We start from the raw sequence: 21536 nt of genomic DNA, 5'->3' as shown, positions 1-21536 counted from the left end.
GTTCGCCAAGCGCGACGCCGCGCGGGCCGCGGAGCTGCTGGCCGGGCTGCTCCTGCTGGAAGGCGATCCGGCCGGGGCGGCGACCTCGCTCGGGATGAGCCAGGTCATCCGCGGCGTGTTCGACGAGGGCAACCCGGAGCTGCGCGACCTGGTCGCCGAGCTCAGGGCGCGGCTCGGCGACGCGGAGTACAGGGAGGCGTACCGCCAGGGGGCCGGGCTGCCGAGGGACGTCGCGATGAACCGGTTGACGGAGGCCGCCGGCTCGTCCTGACGGGCTCGCGCAGGACCGCCAGGCCCGCGTGGGGCTGTCAGCCACGCTTAGGACCGCCAGGCCCGCGTAGGGAGCGTCAGGCACCTGACGGCCTCGCGTGGCGGATGTCAGGCCGTTGTCGGGTGCCTATCAGCGCGGCCGGACATCGTTGGCGCCATGACCAGCCCCCTCCCCGCCGTGGCGCCCACGAGCGCCACCGCTCGATCGCTCGCGCCGGACCTGGCACGCGGCTTCATGCTGCTGCTGATCGCCTTGGCGCACGCGCCCGCGTTCGTCAGCCACCGGGATCTCGGCCCGTCCGCGCTCAACACCGCCGCCGAGTTCGTCAGGTCCCTGCTCGCCGAGAACCAGGCCCGCCCGATGTTCGTCTTCCTCTTCGGCTATGGGCTGGGACAGCTGTACCAGCGCCGGCGCGCGCGGGGCGGCGACTGGACGTCCACCAGGAAGCTGTTGCGCCGCAGGAGTCTCTGGCTGATCGTCATCGGCTTCGCGAACACGGTGGTGCTGGTGCCGTTCGACGTCGTCGCGGTCTACGGGCTGACGCTGCTCGTGCTCGCGCCGCTCGTCCGGGCCCGCGACTCGGTGCTGTGGTGGACGAGCGCTCTGACCCTCGTCCCCGCGACCGCCCTGCTCGCGTGGCAGAGCGTGACGGCCCTGGCCGCCGCCGCCGGCGGCACCCCCATCACCATGGCGCAGTACATGGAGCCCGACCTCGTCGCCCATCTCGTCGCCAGCATCCCGTCCTGGCCGGTGGAGACTGCCGTGTCGACCGTCATGGTGGTGCCGGGCATGCTGATGGGCATCTGGGCCTCCCGGCGCCGGATCCTCGACGAGCCCGAGCGCCACGCGCCGCTGCTGCGTCGCGTCACCGTGATCTTCATCGGGGTGTCCGTCATCGGCAGGCTCCCCATGGCCCTGCTGCTGACCGGCGCGTGGACGACCGCCTCCACGCCCGTGGCCTGGGCGGTCGCCGTCGCGCACGACCTGACCGGCTACCTCGGCGGCATCGGCATGGCCGCCGCCGTCGGGCTCGTCGCGATCAGGCTCGGCCGCGGCCACGGCCCCCTCACCACCGCCCTCACGGCGCTGGGCCAGCGGTCGTTGACGTTCTACCTGCTCCAGTCGGTGGTGTGGCTGGCCCTGTTCTACCCGTTCACCCTGGACCTGCGGGACGACATGGGCTCCGCCGCCACCTTCGGGATCGCCGTCGCCCTCTGGGCGGTCTCGGTCCTGCTGGCCGAGTGGATGCGCCGGGCGGGCCACCGCGGCCCGGCCGAGGTGCTGCTGCGACGGCTGTCATACCGATGACGCGCTCGTGCGCTAGCCGCTCGCTGCCTGCTCCATGAGCGACTTCACGCAGAAACTGTGGTCGAAATCACGCAAGCCGCACGAAAGTAATCTGCAAGCGCACCCGTCTACCGTCTACCAGCGGAGCGTCAGCGGTACTGAAAAGTTCTTGAACAACGAAGAGGCCCCGGCTCTTGCGAACCGAGGCCTTCTTTCGTCAGTGTGGGTCTGCCGATTTCATCGGTGACCCGAAGTGGGCGAGGAGGGATTTGAACCCTCACGTCCTTTCGGACACACGGACCTGAACCGTGCGCGTCTGCCGTTCCGCCACCCGCCCTTGTGGGTGCTGAGAAACAGTAGCACGGAACAGCCGGTGCTACTGAACCCGGATACGATCGCATAAGACACGGGAGCGGAGGAGCTGGGCGCGACGCCGACGAGCGCCGGGATCGCCGCCGCGTGGTAGAGCGGAAACCAGGCGTCCAGCCTGCCTGGGGCCGCGATCATATGCACGGAGGAAGGGAGGTACCCGGTGGGAGTCCTTCAGCGCTTCGAGCGAAGGCTCGAAGGCTTGGTTGAGGGGGCCTTTGCGCGGGCGTTCAAATCTGACCTTCAACCGGTCGAGGTCGCCAGCGCGGTTCAGCGGGAGATGGACGAGCGCGCGGCGATCGTCGCCCAGGGTCGAACGCTCGTGCCCAACGACTTCGTGGTCGAACTGTCCACGACCGACAGCGAACGGCTTGAGGTCTACACCGACAGCATCAGCCATGAGCTGGCCAACCTCGCCAGGGAGTACGCCAAGGAACAGGGCTACTCCTTCGTGGGACCGGTCCGGGTCCGCTTCGAGACCGCCGCAGACCTGGCTGTGGGCTTGTTCCGCATCCGGTCGGGCGTCATCCGCGGCGCGACGGTCGAGCAGGACGAGATCCGCCAGCCGGCGAGCGACCTGCCCCCATCACGTCCCAACGCGTTCAACGGGCGGCCCAGGCTGCTCGTATCCACTCAGGACGACCCGCAGGGCGACCGCTCCTACGAGCTCACCACTCCGGTGACGTTGCTCGGCAGGGGCACCGACTGCGATCTTCGTCTCGTCGACCCCGGCGTCTCGCGGCACCACGCGGAGCTGCGCGTCGAGGGTCACCAGGTGGCTCTCGTCGATCTAGGGTCGACGAACGGCACCTTCGTCAACGGCCAGCCGGTACGCAGGATCGAGCTCCAGAACGGCACGCGAGTGACTCTGGGGCGCACGACTCTGGTGTTCCGGCGCGATTAGGGGTAGACAAACGGTCCATGTCCGAGCTCACGCTGCTGCTGATCCGGCTCGCCTTCCTGGCGGTGCTGTGGTTCTTCGTCATTGCCGCAGTCGGCGTGATCCGGACAGACTTGTTCGGATCACGTACGGCTCCGGCGGGTCCGCGAAAGAGTGCGAAACCCGCCAAACCGGCGGCCAAGCCCAAGAGCAAGAAGGGCGAGCCACGCCAGCTCGTTGTGACAGGTGGCCCGCTGCAGGGCACCACCATTAACCTCACGGAGACGCCCATCACCATTGGCCGGGCGAACAACGCCACGCTGGTAGTCAGCGATGACTACGCTTCCAGCCAGCATGCCCGGCTCTTCCCTCAGGACGGTCAGTGGATCGTGGAAGATCTCGGCTCGACCAACGGCACGTATCTTGACCGCTCGAAAGTCACCCGTCCGACCCCGGTGCCGCTCGGTGTTCCGATCCGCGTCGGCAAGACAGTCATTGAATTGCGCAAATGACCATCGCACTCCGCTACGCCGCCCGCTCGGACGTCGGCCTCCTCCGCGAAGGGAACGAGGACTCGGCGTACGCTAGCGGCCGCCTGCTTGCCGTCGCCGACGGCATGGGCGGGCACGCACACGGCGAGGTGGCGAGCTCCGTCGCCATCGCCGCAATGGCCTCTCTGGAAGAGGCCCAGCCGGGGGGTGACCTGCTCAACGCCATCGAGGCAGCGGTACGCGACGCCAACCGCAAGCTGCACGAGATGGTGGGGCGGGATCCCAGCCTCAAGGGCATGGGCACGACACTCACCGCCATGCTCTGGCACGGCACCCAGGTCGCTCTGGTGCACGTCGGCGACTCGCGCGCCTACCTGCTCAGACGCGGGGAGCTGTACCAGATCACCCACGACCACACGCTGGTGCAGCAGCTGGTCGACGACGGGCGCATCACCCCCGAGGAGGCGGCCACCCACCCGCAGCGGTCGATCCTGCTGCGGGCGCTCGACGGCAGCGGTGAGGTCGATCCCGATCTCAGCCTGCGCGAGGCGCAGGTGGGCGACCGCTATCTGCTGTGCTCCGACGGCCTGTCGGGCGTGGTGAGCGCGGAGACGCTGCACGCCACGCTCACCAACATCGACGACCCGGAGGAGGTCGTCCGCCAGCTCATCGACCTGGCCAACAGGGGCGGCGGGCCCGACAACATCACCTGCGTGCTCGCCGACGTGGTGGAGTTGACGGAGGGGCAGCAGGTGCCCACCGAGGCCGCCGTCGTCGGCGCGGCGGGCATGAACCGCCTGCGGGCGAACTCTCCCGACAACACCTCGCCGGGGCGGGCGAGCGCGGTGACCGCGCCCCAGCCGGTGATGGCCGTCGACGACGACTACGACGAGCCGGAGCCGGAGGTGGCCCGGCGACCGGCCAAGCGCCGCCGGGCGTGGCCTCTCCTGGTCTCCGTCTTCGGTGTGGCCGTCGTCGCGGTCGGCGCCGGCGGCTACTTCGGCTGGCAGTGGACCCAGGACCAGTTCTACGTCGGGGCGAGGGGCGACGAGGTCGTCGTCTTCCAGGGGATCCAGCAGGAGGTCGGGCCGATCCGGTTCTTCTCGGTCGTGCAGAGCACCGGCAAGGCGCTGTCCAAACTCTCGCCCCTCGACCAGGCGCTGATCAAGGACGGCATCCCGGTCACCAACGTCGCCGAAGGCATGACGAGGATCAACAACTTGAAGTTCTCGACGGACCAGAAGGACGCTTCCACGGCGAGCCCGTCGCCGGACCCCAGCGCGACGAAGGCGAAGCCGCAGTAGATGAGTGACCTGGCAGCCCCCTCCGTCGCCATGCCCGCCAAGCGGCGCGTGACCCAGCTGGTCATGCTCGGGTTCGCGGTCCTGATCACCATGGCCGCCTACGCCAACGTCGGGCTCGCCGTCGACGGCAAGATCCCCTCGGGCATGCTGACCTACGGCCTGGGCCTGGGCGTGTTCATGCTGGCCGCGTACCTGGTGCTGGCCAAGTTCGCGCCGTGGGCCGACCCTCTCCTCCTTCCTCTGGTCACGCTGGTCAACGGCATCGGCCTGGTGATGATCTACCGGCTCGAGGTCGCGGGCGCCGGCGGCGCCTCCGCCACCAACCAGCTCATCATGACCGGCGCGGGCGTGGTTCTGTTCGCCATCACGCTGATCGTGCTGCGCGACCACCGCGTGCTGCAGCGGCTGACGTACACCGCGGGCTTCGCCGGGCTGTTCCTGCTGGTCTCGCCGCTGATCCCCGGGCTGGGCAAGAGCGTCAACGGCGCCAGGATCTGGATCGGCTTCGGCGCCGCCAGCATCCAGCCCGCAGAGCTGGCCAAGATCGCGCTCGTCGTCTTCTTCGCGGGCTACCTCGTGGCCAAGCGCGACGTGCTGGCCCTGGCCGGGCGCCGGTTGCTCTTCATCGACCTGCCCCGCGCCCGCGACCTCGGCCCGGTGCTCATCACCTGGGCGGTCAGCCTGGGCGTGCTGGTGCTGCAGAAGGACCTCGGCTCCTCGCTGCTGCTGTTCGGCACGTTCATCGTGATGCTGTACATCGCCACCCAGCGCACGTCCTGGGTGCTGATCGGCATCCTGCTGTTCGTCGGCGGCGCGTTCATCGCCAGCCAGATCTTCGACCACGTGCACGCCCGCATCGAGGTCTGGCTCGACCCCGGCAACCAGCAGTTCTTCGACCGCGAGCTCGGCGGCAGCGCCCAGCTCATGCAGGGCATGTTCGCGATGGGCGCGGGCGGCATCCTCGGCACGGGCCTGGGCCAGGGCCACCCCTCCCTCATCCCGCTGTCGTTCTCCGACTTCATCTTCGCCGCCACCGGCGAGGAGCTCGGCCTGACCGGCCTGATGGCGCTGCTCATGGTCTACGCGCTGATCGTGGAGCGGGGGCTGCGCACCGCGATCGCGGCGCGCGAGCCGTACACCAAGTTGCTGGCGGGCGGCCTGTCGTTCATTCTGGCCTGGCAGGTGTTCATCATCGTCGGCGGCGTGACGAACCTCATCCCGCTGACCGGCCTGGTCACCCCGTTCATGTCCCAGGGCGGCTCGGCGTTGCTGGCTAACTGGGTGCTTATCGCCCTCTTGGTACGCATGTCTGATGCGGCCAGGCGGCCTCCGCCCCAGGCGATCCAGAACGAGGGAATGACGCAGGTGTTCCAGCGATGAACGGCACTCTGAAGCGCGCGGCCGTGGCCTGCCTGGCCATGTTCGCGCTCCTCATGATCAACGTGAACTACGTTCAGGCCTACAAAGCGGACGAGCTGAGTTCCGACGCGCGCAACAGGCGTAACTTCTACGAGCGCTACGCCGTGGAGCGCGGCCGGATCACCGCGAGCGGCAAGGCGATCCTCGCGCAGTCGGTGGAGACCAAGGACAAGCAGTTCAGGTTCATCAGGGAGTACTCCGACGGCAAGCTGTACGCGCACGTCACCGGCTTCTTCTCGCCGGAGAGCGAGTCAGCCATCGAGCGGTCGGAGAACGCGCTGCTCGACGGGTCCAGCCCCGACCTGCTGCTGAGGCGGAGCATCGACCTGTTCACCGGCGAGCCCACCAAGGGCGCCAACGTCGACCTGACCATCAACCCCAAGGCGCAGAAGGCGGCCTACGACGCGCTGCGCCAGAGCGGCAAGCGCGGCGCGCTGGTCGCGCTGAACCCCAAGACCGGGGCCATCCTGGCGATGGTGTCGCTGCCGACGTACGACCCGGCCGAGCTGTCGGGCACCGACAAGAGCAAGGTGTTCCCCCGGTACGACGAGCTGGCCAAGGCCGACGGCCAGCCGCTGCTGAACCGGACGATCGCCCAGACCTACCCGCCCGGCTCCACGTTCAAGGTCGTGACGGCCGCCGCGTACCTGGAGGACGACTCCGGCCGCGGCCCGCAGACGGTCGTCCCCGCGCCGCAGCGCCTCCCGCTGCCCGGCACCACCATCAGCCTGCCCAACTACGGCGGCGCGGCCTGCGGCGCCGGGCAGGTGCCGCTGGTGTTCGCGCTGGAGAAGTCCTGCAACACGCCGTTCGGCAAGATCGGCATGGACCTCGGCTACGACAAGATGCGGGAGCAGACCGAGAAGTTCGGCATGGGCCAGCCGATCTCCGTCCCGATGTCGGTGACCAACAGCGACTTCGGGCCCGAGGAGGACAAGGCGGCGCTCGCCATGGCCTCCATCGGCCAGCGCAGCAACCGGATGACGCCGTTGCAGATGGCCATGATCGCCGCGGGCATCGCCAACGACGGCAAGGTGATGAAGCCGTACCTGGTCAACAAGATCAGCGACGCCAAGGGCGACTCGATCAACGAGGCCAAGCCCGAGGAGCTGTCGGAGGCGGTCAGCTCCGAGACGGCGGGCAAGCTGCGCGAGATGATGGTCAGCGTCGTCAACAACGGCACCGCCAACCTGGCGCAGGTCCCGGGCGTCCAGGTGGCGGGCAAGACAGGCACCGCGGAGACCAGCGACGGCAAGCCCCCGCACGCCTGGTTCATCTCCTTCGCGCCCGCCAACGACCCGCAGATCGCGCTCGCGGTCATCGTCGAGTCCGGCGCGGCCAACGTCGGCGCGGAGGCGACAGGCGGCCACACGGCCGCTCCGATCGCGAAGGCCGTGATGGAGGCGGTGCTGTCCCGGTGATTGACGGTAACGTGCTGGGTCATGCGGCTGGGTAACCGCTACCTCCTGCTCTCCCGCATCGCCTCGGGCGGTATGGGGGACGTCTGGCGTGCCCGTGACGAGCTGCTCGGCCGCGAGGTCGCCGTCAAGGTGCTGCGCAGCCACATGCACGCCGACCACACCTTCCTCGACCGCTTCCGCAACGAGGCCCGCATCACCGCCGCCCTGGCCGACCCGGCCATCGCCCAGATCTTCGACTACGGCGAGCAGAGCGACCTGGCCTACCTGGTGATGGAGCTGGTGCACGGCGAGCCGCTGTCGGCCATCCTGGCGCGCAACCGCTCCCTCGGCCCCGAGGTGACGCTGGACGTCGTCCACCAGACCGCCAAGGCGCTGCACGCCGCGCACACCGCCGCGGTGATCCACCGCGACATCAAGCCGGGCAACCTGCTCGTCACGCCCGAAGGCGCGATCAAGGTGACCGACTTCGGCATCGCCCGCGCGCTGGAGGCGGCGCCGGTGACGCAGACGGGCACCGTGCTCGGCACCGCCCAGTACGTCAGCCCCGAACAGGCGCAGGGCCTGCCGCTCACGCCGTCCACCGACCTGTACTCGCTCGGCGTGGTGGCCTACGAGTGCCTGGCCGGGCGCACCCCGTTCAGGGGCGACACCCAGGTGGCGATCGCGCTCCAGCACCTGAACGAGCCGCCGCCACCGCTCGGCGTCGACGTGCCCGCCGCGGTGCGCGAGCTGGTCATGGCGCTGCTGGCGAAGGAGCCGGGGCAGCGTCCGGGCTCCGCCCTGGAGGTCGCCGACCGGGCGTACGTGCTGCGCGATTCGCTGGCCAGCGTCGAGCAGGGCGCCGACCTGAGCATGCTCACCGACCCGGGCGGCTTCCGCGTCCGCCAGCCGCAGACCGAGCCGACCACCGACGACCTCGGCAGAGCCGACACCGAGCTGCATGAGCCGCCCACCATGCCGCCCACCATGCCGCCCACCATGCCGCCCGCCTCGCCCTCGCCCCGGCGGTCGAGGGGCAGGCGGACCCTGGCGCTGGTGGCGGCGGCGGGCTGCGTGGCGGCGGTGGGGCTCAGCGCCATCACGCTGGCGCAGAGCCGGCCGACGACACCGACGCCGCCGGATGTCGCCGACCCCACCGAGTCTGTACTGTTCACACCGGTGCAGAAGCCGCCGCGCACCAAGACACCGCACACGCGCAGACCCCCTGCGGTTCCGGCAAAGTCGACGCGGCCGGTAACCTCACGGTCGGCTACCGTAAGCACGTCGGCTTCTCCGACCAAGAAGCCGACACCCAAACCGACCCCGACCATTCGTACCCCGACCCCAACACCAACCCCAACGCCCACCACCACGCCGACAACACCGACACCGAGCGCCTCACCAGACCCGGGTCACACAAACCCGGCTGATGGCGGGACGTCATGAAACGCGGGGTCGATGATGGAGACCGGTGGCCCCCGATCAGGGCCGGATGCCGGAGGCGTACACCGGAGGCGAAAGCCGGAGGCCGGTACTCAAGATGAACGGTAAGGGACAGTGCAGGAAATGACTCAGCCTCGGCGACTCGGAGGCCGTTACGAGCTCGACGGTGTCGTCGGGCGTGGCGGCATGGCCGAGGTGTATCGCGCCCGAGACATCCGACTGGACCGCATAGTCGCGATCAAGACGCTCCGATCGGACCTGGCGCGAGACCACACCTTCCAGGCCCGTTTCCGTCGTGAGGCGCAGTCGGCGGCTTCGCTGAACCACCCGGCCGTCGTCGCGGTCTACGACACCGGCGAGGACGTCACCGACGGCACTCCCGTGCCCTACATCGTGATGGAGTACGTCGACGGGCGCACGCTGCGCGACCTGTTGCGCCAGGACCGGCGGCTGCTGCCCGAACGCGCCTCCGAGCTGGTCGACGGCATCCTGCGCGCTCTCGACTACAGCCACCGCGGCGGCATCGTGCACCGCGACATCAAGCCCGCGAACGTCATGATCACCCGCAACGGCGACGTCAAGGTGATGGACTTCGGCATCGCCAGGGCGATGGCCGACTCGGCCGCGACGATGACGCAGACCGCGCAGGTGATAGGGACCGCCCAGTACCTGTCGCCCGAGCAGGCCCGCGGCGAACGCGTCGACGCCCGCAGTGACATCTACTCCACCGGCTGTGTGCTGTACGAGCTGCTCACCGGGCAGCCCCCCTTCACCGGCGACTCCCCGGTGGCGATCGCCTATCAGCACGTCCGCGAAGAGCCGATCCCGCCGTCCCAGATCGACCCGCAGATCCCGCCGTGGGCCGACGCCATCGTGCTCAAGGCCATGGCCAAGGACCCTGCGCACCGCTACCAGAGCGCGGGCGAGATGCGGGCCGACATCCAGCGGGCGATGTCCGGCATGCCGGTCGACGCGCAGACGACGGCGATGACGACCAACTACAACGCCGGCACCCGTATGATGACGGCCACCCAGTCGGCCGCCGGCCCCGCCACCCAGCGCACCGGCGCCGTCCCGCCGTACGAGTACGACGACGAGGGCGGCGGCGGCAGGCACGGCGGGCGCAGGCGGGCCAGCGGCGGAGGCAACAAGGCGGTCAAGACGGCCGCCTGGATCCTCGTCCCGCTGCTGGTCATCGGCGCGTTCATCGGCGTCGGCTACGCGTTCCTCAGCTCCGACGAGAACACGACCGGGCAGCAGATCTCGATCCCTGAGCTGGCCACTCAGGACGCCAAGGCCGCGGCCGCCCAGCTCACCAATCTGAAGCTGAAGCCCGAGGTGGTCGAGCAGAACAGCGACGAGGACCCCAAGGGCACGGTGATCAAGACCGATCCCCCTGCGGGCACCAAGGTCGACGAGGGCGCCACGGTCAAGCTGATCGTGTCCAAGGGGCCGGAGAAGGTGAAGGTGCCCGACGGCCTGGTCGGCGTGACCGTCGAAGAGGCCAAGAGCATCCTCGACCAGGCCAAGCTGGTCGGCTCCGTCAAGTTCATGACGTCGAGCAAGCCGCAGGGCAAGGTCATCAAGACCGACCCGCCGGCGGGCGAGTCGATCGAGAAGAACGGCACCGTCGCGCTCTACGTGCCCAAGGAGCTGACCGAGGTCCCCGACGTGAGCGGGCTGACCGAGCAGGACGCCGTCAAGGCCGTCAGAGGCGCGGGCTTCCGGGCGCAGGTCCGCAAGATGGCCAGCGACCAGCCCGAAGGCACGGTGATCCAGCAGAACCCGCCTGGAGGCACCAAGCTCAACCCGGGCACCACCATCACGATCGTGGTCTCCACCGGCCCTGACACGCAGCAGCCGACGGAGCAGCCCACTGATCAGCCGACGGACCTGCCGACCGAGCAGCCGACCGACACGAACACGGATGACCCCACCCAGGACGAACCGCCTGGCGACGACGGCGTCCTGAACGGCTGACGAGCGTGAGAAGGGCCGCCCTCCCCGTGGAGGGCGGCCCTTTCACATGAAGAAGCGTCCCCGCCGCTCGGGGGCGACGGCGGGGACGCTCATCTGTGTGTCGTTCGCGGGCCGACCGGCGTTACACGATCCGGCGCAACCAGTTCGCCAGGAGCGTGTGGCCGTGCTCCGACAGCACCGACTCGGGGTGGAACTGCACGCCCTCGACGGGGGCCGTGCGGTGGCGCAGGCCCATGATGACGCCGTCGTCGGTGCGGGCGGTCACGTCCAGCACCTCGGGGACGGTGTCGGGACGCACGGCGAGCGAGTGGTAGCGGGTCATCCGCACCGGGGAGGGCAGCGTGTCGAACACGCCCAGACCGTCGTGGACGATCGCGCTCGTGCTGCCGTGGACGAGCTCGGGGGCGCGGGACACGGTCGCCCCGAAGGCCACGGCGATCGCCTGGTGCCCCAGGCAGACGCCGAGCAGCGGCAGGCCACTCTCGGCGGCGCGCTGGACGAGCGGGACGCTCACGCCTGCCGCCTCCGGCGTGCCGGGGCCCGGGCTGACGAGAACGCCGTCGAAGCCGTCGGCGTCGCTCACGCTGACCTCGTCGCGGGGGCGCACGTCGCAGGTGGCGCCCAGCTCGCGCAGGTACTGCACGATGGTGTGGACGAAGCTGTCGTGGTTGTCGACGACGAGCACGCGGGTCATGTTCTTACGGTCACCTCGTCGAGTGTCACCGCGGGTTCCAGGAGCGGGAACACCGCATACCAGAGTACGACGCCGACGGCGATGACCAGCACCGCGGCCGTGAGCAGCCGGGTGCCCGTGTTGCCGGGCAGCCTGCGCCAGATCCAGCCGTACATGTCAGTCCTTTCTCGGCTCGGTCTTCTCGAGCACGCCGTAGACGATGAGCCGCTCGGCCGCCGAGTACTCGGGATGGCAGGTGGACAGCGTGATGTAGGCCCTGATCGGCTTGGTGTCCGGCTTGCCGGGGACAGGGGCGATGGCGCTGATCTCGCTGGGATCCACGATGTTCTGCGCGGTGACGCGGTAGGTGTAGCGGGCCTCGCGGGCGTCCACGATGATCTCGTCGTCGCGTTGCAGCTTGTCGATCTCGTTGAAGGGGGCCGCGTAGGTGGTCCGGTGCCCTGAGATGACGAAGTTTCCGATCTGGCCCGGCAGGGCGCTGCCCGGATAGTGGCCTGGGCCCTTCTTGAGGTGCTCGGCGTCGACGCCCTCGACCACGGCGTACTTGTAGTCGCGGCCGAGCCTGGGGATGCGCAGCATGGCCACGGCCCGGCCCAGCTCGATCTTGCCGAGCTTCTGCGCGCCCTGCTCCTCGGCCAGTTCCTTCTGGAGGACGACCTGCTGGCTCTCGGTGTAGACGCCGGTGCCCCACAGCAGGTAGGCGCAGAAGAGCATCAGGATCAGCCCTGCGGTGATGGTCAGCTCGCCTACGGAGCGTAGCAATGTCCTCACCGAATCAGCGTATGTGTGACCTACCGCGTCGCCTGGGATCGCCATGTCGTGCGCGTGGCGGCTATCCTTGGGCACACTTCAACTACGCTTAACGCAGAGCCTGCGGACGATCCGGATGCCCAGGCCCTCAGCAGGAGTTATCCAGTGCCCAAGTCGAAGGCTCGTAAGAAAGCGGTCTACACCCCGCCGCAGAGGTCTCAGCAGGTCAAGATCAGCCCTCGTTGGCTGGCGCCGACCATGGTGGTGTCATGGATCATCGGCGTCCTCTGGATCGCCGTGTACTACGTGGCGCCCCAGGCGAAGTTCATCGGCGACCTGCACAACTGGAACCTGCTGATCGGGTTCGTTTTCATCATCTTCGGTGTGGTTCTTTCCACCCGCTGGCGTTAGTTCTTTCCACAGCCTTTTCCACACCCTGTGGAAGCGGCGCGCTCAGCCTGTCAGCTGGAGGCCCATCGGCTGCACGAGGAGCACGATCAGCACCAACACAGCCAGGATCGCGACCCCGGCCACCAGCTGCGTGACGTTGCGCTGCTTGGCCGGCGCGTACGCGAAGGCGGCGGCCACCGCGGTGCCCGTCACCAGGCCGCCCAGGTGGCCCTCCCAGCTGATGCCGGAGACGACGAAGGTCAGCACGACGTTGATGCCGATCAGCCAGAGCACCCCGCGGGCGTCGTAGCCGAGCCGCCTGCTGACCACGAACAGCGCGCCGAACAGGCCGTAGATCGCGCCTGACGCGCCCACCGCGGTCGCGCCGAAGATGTAGACGGCCACCGAGCCGCCGAGCGCCGAGAGCAGATACAGCGCCAGGAAGCGCAGGTGGCCGAGACGGCTCTCCAGCGCCGGGCCGATCGCGTACAGCGCCCACATGTTGAACAGGATGTGGGTGAGCGCGAAACCGCCCGCCGTGAGCGGCAGGTGGAGGAACGCGCCGGTGATCAATCGCCACCACTGGCCGAAGTAGACGCCGTCGGCCCACATCGCGAAGCGCGACACCACGTACTCGGGCGCGAGCAGCTCCACGCCGTAGGCCAGGACGTTGACCGCCAGCAGGACCCAGGTGACGATCGGGGTCGCGACCGCCTGGCCGCCGAACGTCGCCTGCGCCTGCCGCGCTCCCTTGTTGCCCTCGGCCACGCACTCGGGGCACTGGAAGCCCACGGCTGCGTCGCGCATGCAGTCGGGGCAGATGGGCCGTTCGCAGCGCTGGCAGCGGACCCAGGTCTCCCTTCCGGGATGCCGGTAGCACGTCGGCACGGCCTCTGCAGGCTGCTCAGGCTGCGGGGGCGGGCTGGGCGGCAGGCTCGTCATGACCGAAGCCTACGGCCTGCGCGTGTATGCCGCGCCTGCCCGCGCGCCGGTGTGCGCACGCGCTTGCGCCGGCCCGCGCGCCGGTGTGGTGCGGCGACCTGAGCGCTGGGGACGTACACGCATGCGTATGTGCCGCCCCCGCGCGTCGGTGTGCGCCGACCTGGGTGGTTGACCAGCCCGCCCCTGCGGTGCTCCTGGTCAGGCGGGCACGCGCTCGATCGTGACCGACTCGATGATGACGTCCTCGACCGGCCGGTCGCGCCTGTCGGTCTGGGTCTTGGCGATGGCGTCGATGACGTCCTGGCCCTCGACGACCTCACCGAAGATGGAGTGCTTGCCGTTGAGGTGCGGCGTCGGCACGACCGTGATGAAGAACTGCGAGCCGTTCGTGCCCTTGCCGAAGCGGATGCCGGCGTTGGCCATGGCGAGCAGGTACGGCCGGTTGAAGTACAGGTCGGGATGGATCTCGTCGTCGAACTCGTAGCCGGGGCCGCCGATGCCCTGGCCGAGCGGGTCGCCGCCCTGGATCATGAACCCGGAGATCACCCGGTGGAAGATCGTGCCGTCGTAGTACTTGTCGGTGCTCTTCTCACCGGTGCCAGGGTGTGTCCACTCGCGCGTGCCCTCAGCCAGTTCGACGAAGTTCCGAACGGTTTTCGGAGCCTTGTTGGGAAAGAGTTCTACCTTGACGTTTCCGCGATTCGTCTTCAGATTCGCGATCAGCTTCTCAGCCACGAGACAGCTGCCCCCCTCTATGTACAGGGTCGATTCCATGATGTGGTGATGCCTGCGGTCATCAGGCCGTCAAGTTCATCCTCCCACGACCGGCCATGATTGAGCCGCCTTGTACCGGGAAGGTCAGGCTCGGGGCCCCAACGACAGGGGAGGTTGTCGTGTCCCTGACACTGAGAAAACGCCGCGTGACCATTGTGGTGCCGACCACCACGCTGATGGGCCGGATGAAGGCCCAGGCCACGAGAGCCGGCGTACGCGTGATGCCGATGGCGGACCAGGCCAAGGTGGTCGCCGCCCAGCGCATCGAGGACGCCCGTTACTGGGCGGCACCGAAGCTGGAGGAGGCCGCCCTTCGGGTGGAGGACACTCTCGCCCCCAAAGTCAGCTCGATGCTGACAGCGGCTGCCGGGAAGATCGACCCCACACCGACCAGATCGCGTCGGTGGCCGGTGATCATCCTGCTGACCGGGATCGCCATGGGCGCGGCCGGATACATGTACCGCCGCAACGCCCAGCAGTGGACCGAGCATATGAAGGACTCCGCGTCCGACGCGTCCCGCTGGGCCGGCGAGAAGGCCGAGCGCACCACTGGTGAGGCCGCCCAGGAGGCCACCTCGAAGGTGTCCGAGAAGGCGGACGAGGCGTCGAAAAAGATGCCGTGATCCGAGCACGAAAGTGCGCCCTCGCAGGAACGGGGGCGCACTTTCGTCTTCCTGGGGGCCGTTGACGTCCGACCAAGCGCTTGTTACAACCGGCTGCATGACGCTGTCACCGCTCGACGACTACCCCGTCCACCAGGCAGCCCAGGTCATGCGGCACGTGACCACGTCCGACCGCAACTTCTACGACCGCTACTACTTCAACTGCCACGCGGGCACCGACGAGCTGATGCTGATCGTCGGGCTCGGCCAGTACCCCAACCTCGGCGTCACCGACGCCTTCGCCTGCGTGCGCCACCGGGAGCTGCACCGGGTCGTGCGCGCCTCGCGCGAACTGGGCGCCGACCGGATGGACACCAGGATCGGCCCGTTCCGGGTGGAGGTCCTCGAAGGGCTCAAACGGCTCAGGGTGGTGCTGGAGCCGAATGAGCACGGGCTGTCCTTCGACCTCACCTGGGAGGGCACGATCCCGGCGACGGTCGAGCCCCGGCACTTCGTGCGCTGGCAGGAGCGGGCTGTCTTCGATTCGCTGCGGATGGCCCAGACGGGCGTCTGGTCCGGAAATATCAGGATCGGTTCCGAGGACGTGCAGGTCACCCCTGACCGCTGGCAGGGCACCCGCGACCGGTCATGGGGCATCCGGCCGGTCGGCGAACCCGAGCCGCCCGGCATCCAGGCGAAGAACCCCGGCACGTTCTACTGGCTGTACGCGCCCATGCGCTTCGACGACCACGCGATCCTGTGCATCGTCCAGGAGGACGAGCAGGGCCGCCGCGTCCTGGAGGAGGCCACCAGGGTCTGGTCCGACGGGCGCCGCGAGGAGTACCTGGGCAGGCCCGAGTACCACCCCGTCTACGCCCCCGGCACCCGCGACGTCGTCGAGGCCACGATCACCTTCGCCCCGCCGCGCGGCAAACCGTTCGACGTGCGCTGCACGCCGATACTGCCCGTCCACTTGATGGTCGGCACCGGCTACGGGCTCGAACCGGACTGGAAGCACGGCATGTACCAGGGCGAGGGGCCCGTCGTGCAGGGCGTCACGTACACGCTGCCCGACGACGTCGCGCGGATGTGGGGGATGGTCGACGCGGTGGGACGCTTCGAGTACGACGGGCTGGTCGGGCACGGGCTCTTCGAGTACTGGGCCCTCGGCCCCCACCCGTCGTTCCCGTCCTGACATGCCCTGTCTCTGGTTCGTGTCGGTCAGCAACTCCCCATGGTCACCAACTGCCCGACAGAGACATCGTGATCACCTTCAGCCAGGAGGCCGCCGGCTTCACCGGCCAGAGCGCCCGCTCAGTGCAGGAGTGACATCAACGCCGGGGACGGACCCCGGCCCGCGTGCCGTCCGGCGTCTCGCCCAGGAGCACGGCGGGCACAGGGTGATCACGTGATGGCCTTCAAGGGAGCTGCGTGACCGTGCAGGTCACGGCGGTTTCCTCGCACGTTAGCGATCACCCCATGCGCGTCGGCTCCACAACAGTCGCATGGACGCGCCCATGCGACGGGACGCGGTCCCGGGCATCGTCACGAGGACGAGTACCGCTGACGTGCCCGCCGCGTTCCCCGGTGGCGCAGCGGGCACGCGGGGCCTACTTGACCTGGCAGCTAATGGTTTCGGCGCCCACCGGCGGCTCGGTCAGTTCGGGCGCGTCCTTGCCGTCGGCCCTCGTGGCAGGAACGGTCTTCGTCGCGGGGATCGCCTCGAGACGCTGGACCCCCTCCGTCTGGCCCGCCTCACGGTGACCGGTCTTCACCGTCTCGTCGTCGGCCGGAATGCTCGCCACCCCCGACTCCACCGCCTTGATGGGCTGGCCCTCCGTCGGCGCCGCGATCGTCTCCGGGGCGACGCTGCTCACCGTCCCGTCAGCGTCGCGCTTGATCGCCACGGCCGAGCTGGCGTCGGCCGCGCGCACCGCGGTGAGCTCGACGGTCTTGCCGTCGCTCGTGGTGCACGTCACCTTCTGACCGGCGGTGGGCGGCACGTTGTCGGCCGCCATCGCCGAGCCGGCCAGGCCCGTCAGCACGAGCACGCCGACCGCGGCGAGGGTCGCGACACGTCGCTTGAACATGGAAACTCCTTGCTGGAAGACGATCTGACGGCTCCGAGACTGGCGTGCCGCACCTGAAGCCAGGCTGAAGGCGGCCAAAATGATCTTCAGGTTGGCTTTAGGTGCGGTGCGGCACGCTGGTCGCGTGCGAGTTTTACTGGTGGAGGACGAGCAGCGGCTGGCCGACCTCGTCAAGGGCGGCCTGGCGGGCGAGGGGTTCGCGGTCGACGTGGCCTACGACGGGCGCGACGGTCTCTGGATGGCCACGGAGAACGACTACGACGTGATCGTCCTGGACGTGATGCTGCCCCGGATGAACGGCTACACGATCTGCTCGCGGCTGCGCGAGGCGAGCGACTGGACGCCGATCATGATGCTCACCGCCAAGGACGGCGTCCACGACGAGGCCGAGGCGCTCGACAACGGCGCCGACGACTACCTCGCCAAGCCGTTCTCCTACGTGGTGCTGCTCGCCAGGCTGCGCGCGCTGGTACGGCGCGGCGGCCGGGAACGGCCCGTGTCGATCACGGTCGGCGACCTGGTCATCGACCCCGCCGGGCTGCGCTGCCACAGGGGCGGAGTGGAGATCGGGCTGACGCCGAAGGAGTTCGCGGTGCTGCACGGGTTGGCGCGGCGGGCCGGTGAGGTCGTCTCCAAGCGCGAGCTGCTCGCCCAGGCCTGGGACTTCTCCTACGACGGCGACCCGAACATCGTCGAGGTGTACATCAGCGCGCTCCGCCGCAAGATCGACCAGCCGTTCGGCCGGTCGTCGCTGGTGACGGTCCGTGGTGCGGGTTACCGGCTGGAGGCGGCATGACCTGGCGGCGTCCTCACAACCCGGCGTACTCCCCGCGCCGGCGGCCCTCCCTGCTCTGGCGACGTGCTCGCGGCCTGGCGTCTTCTCGGCTCTGGCGGCGCGCTCGCGATCTGGCGTCCACGCCGCTTCCGGCGGGGGCGGCGTCCGTGCGGTTGCGCGCCACCGTGGCGGCGACGCTGGTGGTGGCCGTCGCGCTGGGGGCGGCGGCGGCCATCCTGGCGACGGTCCTCAGGGGCAGCCTGCAAAACAGCGCGGACGCCGACGCCGCCCGGCGGGCGGTCGCGGCGATGCCCATGGCCCAGACCGTCACCCTGGCGTCGCCCGTGGAGAGCACCGATCCCTCGCACACCACCAGGCTCCCCACGACCACCGCCACACCTGAGACGAGCGCAAGCCCCGCCACGCCTGGTACGGCCGCGCGCGACGCCACGTCAAGCACGACCACGATCCCCGCCACTCCCGGCACGACCAGGAGCGACGCCAGGTCCGAGGGCACCGCGGAAGCGATCGAGCCCGCCCTGCCCCTCGGCGTCGTTTCCGGGACGGCCCAGCGCGTGTCCGACCCCGACGTGTGGCTGACCAGGGACGACATCTCCGTCGAGGCGGCGCAGACGCAGAACTTCGCGGTCGCGGGCATGCAGGTGAACACCCGCAACGGGCCCGCGATGCTGTGGGCCAGGGCCTCGCTGGACGGTGCCGACCAGGCGCTCGACACGCTCAACAGGGCGCTGCTCCCGGGCGTGCCCGCGCTGCTGCTGGTGGTCGCGGGGATGACCTGGTTCTCGGTCGGACGCGCGCTGGCCCCGGTCGCCGCGATCAGGGCCAAGGTCGCCGACATCACCGCCCGCGACCTGCACCAGCGCGTTCCCGTCCCGCGCTCGGGGGACGAGATCGCCGCGCTGGCCACGACCGTGAACGGCACCCTCGACCGGCTGGAGACGGCGGTCGAGACGCACAAGCGGTTCGTCGCCGACGCCGCGCACGAGCTGCGCAGCCCGATGGCGACCCTCCGCGCCCGCCTGGAGCTGGCCGAGCCGAGCGAGCTCACCCGCGAGGCCCTGGCGGACGTCGAACGTCTGCAGTCCCTGGCCGCCGACCTGCTCCTGCTGGCCAAGCTGGACGCCGGAGAGCCCCTGCGCGCCAAGGACCTCGACCTCGGCCAGGTGGCGGCGGAGGAGTCGCTGCGTCGCGTCCACACCGAGACGGGGGCGGGGCGGGCAGGTCACGACGGGGTGGCGGTCCGCGGCCGGCCGGAGGTCGGGCTGCGGCTGGAGGTCGAGCCGGACGTCGTGATCCAGGGCGCCCAGGGGCATGTGGGGCGGCTCGTCACGAATCTGGTGGACAACGCCGTCCGGCACGCGGCCTCGATGGTGCGCGTCCGGGTGCGGCGGGACGGGGCCGAGGCGGTCCTGGAGGTGCTGGACGACGGGCCGGGGATTCCCGTCGAGCAGCGCGAGGCGGTGTTCGACCGCTTCACCAGGCTCGACGAGGCGCGGGCGCGGGACGCGGGCGGGGCGGGGCTCGGGCTGGCGATCGCGAGGGACATCGCGGTGCTCCACGGCGGGACGCTGGAAGCGGTCGATGGCGGACTTGTCGCGAAATTTCCGTTGAACCAGGAGATCACCACTGAACGTGTGAATGGTGGAAGGAGGCAATCATGCTCACACGCCGTGCACTGATCACCCGAGGCGGCGCCGCCGGCACAGGAGTCCTGTTCCTGTGGACGGCGCGCCCGGCGGAGGCCGCAGCGTCCGAGGAGGCCGCCGCTCCGGTCCTCGCCAGCACGAAGAGCATCCCGCTCGGCGGCGGGAAGATCGTCCAGGGCAAGTACGTGATCACCCAACCGAAGAAGGGCGTCTTCAAGTGCTTCAGCGCCAAGTGCACCCACATGGGGTGCACGGTGGCGAGCGTCAGCAACGGCAGGATCAACTGCCCCTGCCACGGCAGCCAGTACAACGCCTCGACGGGCGCCGTGGTGCGGGGCCCGGCGAAGCGTGCGCTGTCCCGTAAGCGGATCAAGGTGGTGAAGGGCAAGATCAGCCTGGCGTGACCGGAACCCGGCCGGTGTGGCCGGCTGGGCGCTCCCGTCGGAACGCCCGCGTCCACACCGGGCCGGGTGATGCCTCCTCGCGTGCTCGGCGGTAACGGGCCCCTGGGCAGCGGCTAGGTGAGACGCGCCGGGCAGCCCAGCTCCTCGCCGAGCTGGTTGATGCCCTTGGAGAAGCTGTCGCGGGTGGCCTCGTCGTAGCCGATGAAGAATCTGTTGGCGAGCGAAACTCCCCAGCGCATCGACTCCGCCACGTTGTAGACGCGGTGGGTGACCAGCGTGCCCTGGGGGTGCTCGGACAGCGTCCACTCGCCCCGGTACCACCAGCCGCCCTGGTAGGCGATCATGCGCTCGGTGACCTCGACGGTGCCGGGGTGGTCGGGAACCTCGTCGGGAGTGAACCTCCTGGCCAGCGCCTCGTGGACGCGGGCCGGCGGCGCTTCGACCACTCCCGACACCTCGGTGATCAGCGTCTTCTTCACGGACGGCTCACCCGCGTGTTCTGGAAGGAGGCGAAGCGCCAGCCGTCGGACGTCCGCACGGCGGTGAAGGAGACGATCGCGTCACGTCCGGGGTCCGGACGGCCGCCGACGGTCGAGCCGCCTCCACTGATCACCAGCGCGACGCCGTCGCCCAGGAACCTGACGTCCGGCTCGCCGCCGCCGCCCGTGAGCTTGATCGGGGTCTTGAACAGCTCGCGGTGCGCGTCCTCGATGGCCTGCCTGCCGCGCAGGCGCAGGCCGAAGAAGGTGATGTAGTCGGCGTCCGGTGTGAACAGGGACGCGTACGCGGCCGCGTCGCCGCGGTTCCAGGCTTCGCCGAGACCGGCGAGCAGATCCTTGATCTCTGTGGACATGGCACAGCTCCTCGTGTCGCGGCGCCTATCCTGAGACGTGCGAGTCCTGGCAGGGCAGGCGCCTTGTTCGGATTTCCGGCCGCCGGGGTGTTGGCGCACCCCGGCGGTCGCCTGTGGGGGTTCAGCCGTCGATGACCTGCTCCATCAGCGCCTGCTTGACCGTGCCCGGCCAGTCGAGCTCGCCGCTCTCCAGCCGGTCCAGGACGGTACGCACCCAGGCCAGCTCGGCCGCGTACAGGGCGCGCTCGCACTCCAGCTCGAGCATGAGCACGTCGGGCAGCCCGTTGCCGGTCATGACCCGCATGTGCGCCTCGATGCCGCTGATCGTGCCCTCGATCGAGGCCGTGCGGGTGCTCAGGGCCGTGCGCGCGTCGCGTACCGGGAGCGCGCCGATCAGCGAGACCGCCGCCACCAGTGTGCGGCGGTCGGGGTGCGGCTCCTCCAGCAGTCTGCGCAGCTTGGTCGCCAGCTCCTGCCTGCCGTCGTCGGTGATCTCGTAGACGGTCCGTTCCGGTCTGCGGCCCTCGCGGTCGGTCTTCGCCGGGACGATCAGCTCGGCCTCCGCCAGCCGTTCCACCGCGTGGTAGAGGCTTCTCGGCAGGCCGGTCACGTAGTCCTTGTGGGTGTCGACGATGAATCGGTGCAGCTCGTAGGGGTGGCTGGCGCGTACCGAGAGCATGGCCAGCACGGTGAGACCGACCAGGTCGTGGCGTCGCGCCATGATGCCTCCTTCTATATTGCAATTTGCACT

Annotated in this window: 24 protein-coding genes and 1 tRNA gene; 15 read left to right on the top strand and 10 right to left on the bottom strand. The window is 69.5% G+C overall.

What is annotated here, in order from left to right; translation table 11 throughout:
• Both ABZ297_RS04825 and ABZ297_RS04820 read left to right on the top strand, forming a co-directional pair.
• On the top strand, positions 1-271 hold a 271-nt coding region (locus tag ABZ297_RS04825; RefSeq protein WP_355339434.1), incomplete at its 5' end, for a hypothetical protein.
• A 156-nt stretch (positions 272-427) separates the two neighbouring features.
• Positions 428-1579 (top strand): DUF418 domain-containing protein, encoded by a 1152-nt coding sequence (locus tag ABZ297_RS04820; protein WP_355339431.1) that lies wholly within the window; start codon positions 428-430, stop codon positions 1577-1579.
• A 233-nt stretch (positions 1580-1812) separates the two neighbouring features.
• Here the strand turns inward: ABZ297_RS04820 and ABZ297_RS04815 are convergent.
• A tRNA-Leu gene (locus ABZ297_RS04815) sits at positions 1813-1895 on the bottom strand.
• A gap of 195 nt (positions 1896-2090) precedes the next feature.
• Between ABZ297_RS04815 and ABZ297_RS04810 the strand changes: the two genes are divergently transcribed.
• The 7 genes from ABZ297_RS04810 (at position 2091) to pknB (ending at position 10844) form a co-directional block, all read left to right on the top strand.
• Positions 2091-2831, top strand: coding sequence for a DUF3662 and FHA domain-containing protein (locus tag ABZ297_RS04810; protein WP_350809742.1), 741 nt, complete (start codon positions 2091-2093; stop codon positions 2829-2831).
• Between the two features lie 17 nt (positions 2832-2848).
• A complete protein-coding gene (locus ABZ297_RS04805) occupies positions 2849-3319 on the top strand; it encodes an FHA domain-containing protein (RefSeq protein ID WP_355339427.1) in 471 nt (156 codons plus the stop codon).
• Positions 3316-4602 carry a Stp1/IreP family PP2C-type Ser/Thr phosphatase gene (locus ABZ297_RS04800; RefSeq protein WP_355339424.1) on the top strand — a complete coding sequence of 429 codons (1287 nt, stop codon included), beginning with the start codon at positions 3316-3318 and terminating at the stop codon, positions 4600-4602. The genes ABZ297_RS04805 and ABZ297_RS04800 overlap by 4 nt, the downstream gene beginning before the upstream one ends.
• Positions 4603-5982 (top strand): FtsW/RodA/SpoVE family cell cycle protein, encoded by a 1380-nt coding sequence (locus ABZ297_RS04795; RefSeq protein WP_355339421.1) that lies wholly within the window; start codon positions 4603-4605, stop codon positions 5980-5982.
• Positions 5979-7442 (top strand): penicillin-binding protein 2, encoded by a 1464-nt coding sequence (locus tag ABZ297_RS04790; RefSeq protein WP_355339418.1) that lies wholly within the window; start codon positions 5979-5981, stop codon positions 7440-7442. Before ABZ297_RS04795 ends, ABZ297_RS04790 begins: the two co-directional genes overlap by 4 nt.
• A 21-nt stretch (positions 7443-7463) precedes the next feature.
• Complete coding sequence (locus ABZ297_RS04785) at positions 7464-8867, top strand: serine/threonine-protein kinase (RefSeq protein WP_355339415.1); 1404 nt, start codon at positions 7464-7466, stop codon at positions 8865-8867.
• A gap of 120 nt (positions 8868-8987) precedes the next feature.
• Complete coding sequence (gene pknB, locus ABZ297_RS04780) at positions 8988-10844, top strand: Stk1 family PASTA domain-containing Ser/Thr kinase (RefSeq protein WP_355339412.1); 1857 nt, start codon at positions 8988-8990, stop codon at positions 10842-10844.
• A gap of 121 nt (positions 10845-10965) precedes the next feature.
• Here pknB and ABZ297_RS04775 read toward each other — a convergent pair whose 3' ends face one another.
• The 3 genes from ABZ297_RS04775 to ABZ297_RS04765 are packed head-to-tail and all read right to left on the bottom strand — an operon-like array spanning position 10966 to position 12309.
• Positions 10966-11538 carry a gamma-glutamyl-gamma-aminobutyrate hydrolase family protein gene (locus ABZ297_RS04775; protein ID WP_355339409.1) on the bottom strand — a complete coding sequence of 191 codons (573 nt, stop codon included), beginning with the start codon at positions 11536-11538 and terminating at the stop codon, positions 10966-10968.
• On the bottom strand, positions 11535-11693 hold the full coding sequence (locus ABZ297_RS04770) for a hypothetical protein (RefSeq protein ID WP_355339406.1): 159 nt from the start codon (positions 11691-11693) through the stop codon (positions 11535-11537). Before ABZ297_RS04770 ends, ABZ297_RS04775 begins: the two co-directional genes overlap by 4 nt.
• A 1-nt stretch (position 11694) precedes the next feature.
• Entirely contained in the window at positions 11695-12309 is a 615-nt protein-coding gene (locus ABZ297_RS04765; protein WP_355339403.1) for a class E sortase, read from the bottom strand.
• Between the two features lie 144 nt (positions 12310-12453).
• Between ABZ297_RS04765 and ABZ297_RS04760 the strand changes: the two genes are divergently transcribed.
• Complete coding sequence (locus ABZ297_RS04760) at positions 12454-12699, top strand: cell division protein CrgA (protein WP_355339442.1); 246 nt, start codon at positions 12454-12456, stop codon at positions 12697-12699.
• Between the two features lie 42 nt (positions 12700-12741).
• Here the strand turns inward: ABZ297_RS04760 and ABZ297_RS04755 are convergent, their stop codons facing one another.
• Together ABZ297_RS04755 and ABZ297_RS04750 are read right to left on the bottom strand one after the other, a co-directional pair.
• Complete coding sequence (locus ABZ297_RS04755) at positions 12742-13620, bottom strand: rhomboid family intramembrane serine protease (RefSeq protein WP_355339400.1); 879 nt, start codon at positions 13618-13620, stop codon at positions 12742-12744.
• A 198-nt stretch (positions 13621-13818) separates the two neighbouring features.
• Entirely contained in the window at positions 13819-14394 is a 576-nt protein-coding gene (locus ABZ297_RS04750; RefSeq protein WP_355339397.1) for a peptidylprolyl isomerase, read from the bottom strand.
• 146 nt (positions 14395-14540) lie between these two features.
• Between ABZ297_RS04750 and ABZ297_RS04745 the strand changes: the two genes are divergently transcribed.
• Both ABZ297_RS04745 and ABZ297_RS04740 read left to right on the top strand, forming a co-directional pair.
• A complete protein-coding gene (locus tag ABZ297_RS04745; protein WP_355339394.1) occupies positions 14541-15017 on the top strand; it encodes a hypothetical protein in 477 nt (158 codons plus the stop codon).
• Positions 15018-15114: 97 nt separating this feature from the next.
• The gene (locus tag ABZ297_RS04740) at positions 15115-16191 is read left to right on the top strand and encodes a hypothetical protein (protein ID WP_355339391.1); all 1077 of its coding nucleotides are present in this window, start codon (positions 15115-15117) and stop codon (positions 16189-16191) included.
• Positions 16192-16606: 415 nt separating this feature from the next.
• Here ABZ297_RS04740 and ABZ297_RS04735 read toward each other — a convergent pair whose 3' ends face one another.
• Positions 16607-17086, bottom strand: a complete 480-nt coding sequence (locus tag ABZ297_RS04735; RefSeq protein ID WP_355339388.1) for a hypothetical protein — start codon at positions 17084-17086, stop codon at positions 16607-16609.
• Positions 17087-17210: 124 nt separating this feature from the next.
• Between ABZ297_RS04735 and ABZ297_RS04730 the strand changes: the two genes are divergently transcribed.
• Genes ABZ297_RS04730 through ABZ297_RS04720 form a run of 3 tightly spaced genes read left to right on the top strand, consistent with a single transcriptional unit; the run spans position 17211 to position 19932 of the window.
• The gene (locus ABZ297_RS04730) at positions 17211-17882 is read left to right on the top strand and encodes a response regulator transcription factor (protein WP_355339385.1); all 672 of its coding nucleotides are present in this window, start codon (positions 17211-17213) and stop codon (positions 17880-17882) included.
• Positions 17879-19561, top strand: coding sequence for an ATP-binding protein (locus ABZ297_RS04725; RefSeq protein WP_355339382.1), 1683 nt, complete (start codon positions 17879-17881; stop codon positions 19559-19561). The genes ABZ297_RS04730 and ABZ297_RS04725 overlap by 4 nt, the downstream gene beginning before the upstream one ends.
• Entirely contained in the window at positions 19540-19932 is a 393-nt protein-coding gene (locus tag ABZ297_RS04720) for a Rieske (2Fe-2S) protein (protein WP_355339379.1), read from the top strand. The genes ABZ297_RS04725 and ABZ297_RS04720 overlap by 22 nt, the downstream gene beginning before the upstream one ends.
• Before the next feature lie 113 nt (positions 19933-20045).
• On the opposite strand, the gene ABZ297_RS04715 is transcribed toward ABZ297_RS04720, so the two are convergent.
• From ABZ297_RS04715 to ABZ297_RS04705, 3 genes are all read right to left on the bottom strand, one after another.
• Positions 20046-20411 (bottom strand): hypothetical protein, encoded by a 366-nt coding sequence (locus ABZ297_RS04715; RefSeq protein WP_355339377.1) that lies wholly within the window; start codon positions 20409-20411, stop codon positions 20046-20048.
• A complete protein-coding gene (locus ABZ297_RS04710; RefSeq protein WP_355339374.1) occupies positions 20408-20785 on the bottom strand; it encodes an SgcJ/EcaC family oxidoreductase in 378 nt (125 codons plus the stop codon). The genes ABZ297_RS04715 and ABZ297_RS04710 overlap by 4 nt, the downstream gene beginning before the upstream one ends.
• A 121-nt stretch (positions 20786-20906) precedes the next feature.
• Positions 20907-21506 (bottom strand): PadR family transcriptional regulator, encoded by a 600-nt coding sequence (locus tag ABZ297_RS04705; RefSeq protein WP_355339371.1) that lies wholly within the window; start codon positions 21504-21506, stop codon positions 20907-20909.
• Positions 21507-21536 lie beyond the last annotated feature (30 nt).

The sequence above is a fragment of the Nonomuraea sp. NPDC005983 genome (assembly GCF_040614375.1).
Classification (GTDB): Bacteria; Actinomycetota; Actinomycetes; order Streptosporangiales; family Streptosporangiaceae; genus Nonomuraea.
The sequence above is the reverse complement of the archived record's forward strand: the minus strand, read 5'-3'. Positions and strand labels throughout refer to the sequence as shown.

What these genes read in the sequence shown, in the direction of transcription:
- ABZ297_RS04770 (WP_355339406.1), bottom strand. Translation starts at nt 11,693, where the DNA reads ATGTACGGCTGGATCTGGCGCAGGCTGCCCGGCAACACGGGCACCCGG.
- ABZ297_RS04755 (WP_355339400.1), bottom strand. Translation starts at nt 13,620, where the DNA reads ATGACGAGCCTGCCGCCCAGCCCGCCCCCGCAGCCTGAGCAGCCTGCA.
- ABZ297_RS04790 (WP_355339418.1), top strand. Translation starts at nt 5,979, where the DNA reads ATGAACGGCACTCTGAAGCGCGCGGCCGTGGCCTGCCTGGCCATGTTC.
- ABZ297_RS04740 (WP_355339391.1), top strand. Translation starts at nt 15,115, where the DNA reads ATGACGCTGTCACCGCTCGACGACTACCCCGTCCACCAGGCAGCCCAG.
- ABZ297_RS04785 (WP_355339415.1), top strand. Translation starts at nt 7,464, where the DNA reads ATGCGGCTGGGTAACCGCTACCTCCTGCTCTCCCGCATCGCCTCGGGC.
- ABZ297_RS04820 (WP_355339431.1), top strand. Translation starts at nt 428, where the DNA reads ATGACCAGCCCCCTCCCCGCCGTGGCGCCCACGAGCGCCACCGCTCGA.
- ABZ297_RS04705 (WP_355339371.1), bottom strand. Translation starts at nt 21,506, where the DNA reads ATGGCGCGACGCCACGACCTGGTCGGTCTCACCGTGCTGGCCATGCTC.
- ABZ297_RS04795 (WP_355339421.1), top strand. Translation starts at nt 4,603, where the DNA reads ATGAGTGACCTGGCAGCCCCCTCCGTCGCCATGCCCGCCAAGCGGCGC.
- ABZ297_RS04710 (WP_355339374.1), bottom strand. Translation starts at nt 20,785, where the DNA reads ATGTCCACAGAGATCAAGGATCTGCTCGCCGGTCTCGGCGAAGCCTGG.
- ABZ297_RS04775 (WP_355339409.1), bottom strand. Translation starts at nt 11,538, where the DNA reads ATGACCCGCGTGCTCGTCGTCGACAACCACGACAGCTTCGTCCACACC.
- ABZ297_RS04720 (WP_355339379.1), top strand. Translation starts at nt 19,540, where the DNA reads ATGCTCACACGCCGTGCACTGATCACCCGAGGCGGCGCCGCCGGCACA.
- ABZ297_RS04800 (WP_355339424.1), top strand. Translation starts at nt 3,316, where the DNA reads ATGACCATCGCACTCCGCTACGCCGCCCGCTCGGACGTCGGCCTCCTC.
- ABZ297_RS04725 (WP_355339382.1), top strand. Translation starts at nt 17,879, where the DNA reads ATGACCTGGCGGCGTCCTCACAACCCGGCGTACTCCCCGCGCCGGCGG.
- pknB (WP_355339412.1), top strand. Translation starts at nt 8,988, where the DNA reads ATGACTCAGCCTCGGCGACTCGGAGGCCGTTACGAGCTCGACGGTGTC.
- ABZ297_RS04735 (WP_355339388.1), bottom strand. Translation starts at nt 17,086, where the DNA reads ATGTTCAAGCGACGTGTCGCGACCCTCGCCGCGGTCGGCGTGCTCGTG.
- ABZ297_RS04805 (WP_355339427.1), top strand. Translation starts at nt 2,849, where the DNA reads ATGTCCGAGCTCACGCTGCTGCTGATCCGGCTCGCCTTCCTGGCGGTG.
- ABZ297_RS04750 (WP_355339397.1), bottom strand. Translation starts at nt 14,394, where the DNA reads ATGGAATCGACCCTGTACATAGAGGGGGGCAGCTGTCTCGTGGCTGAG.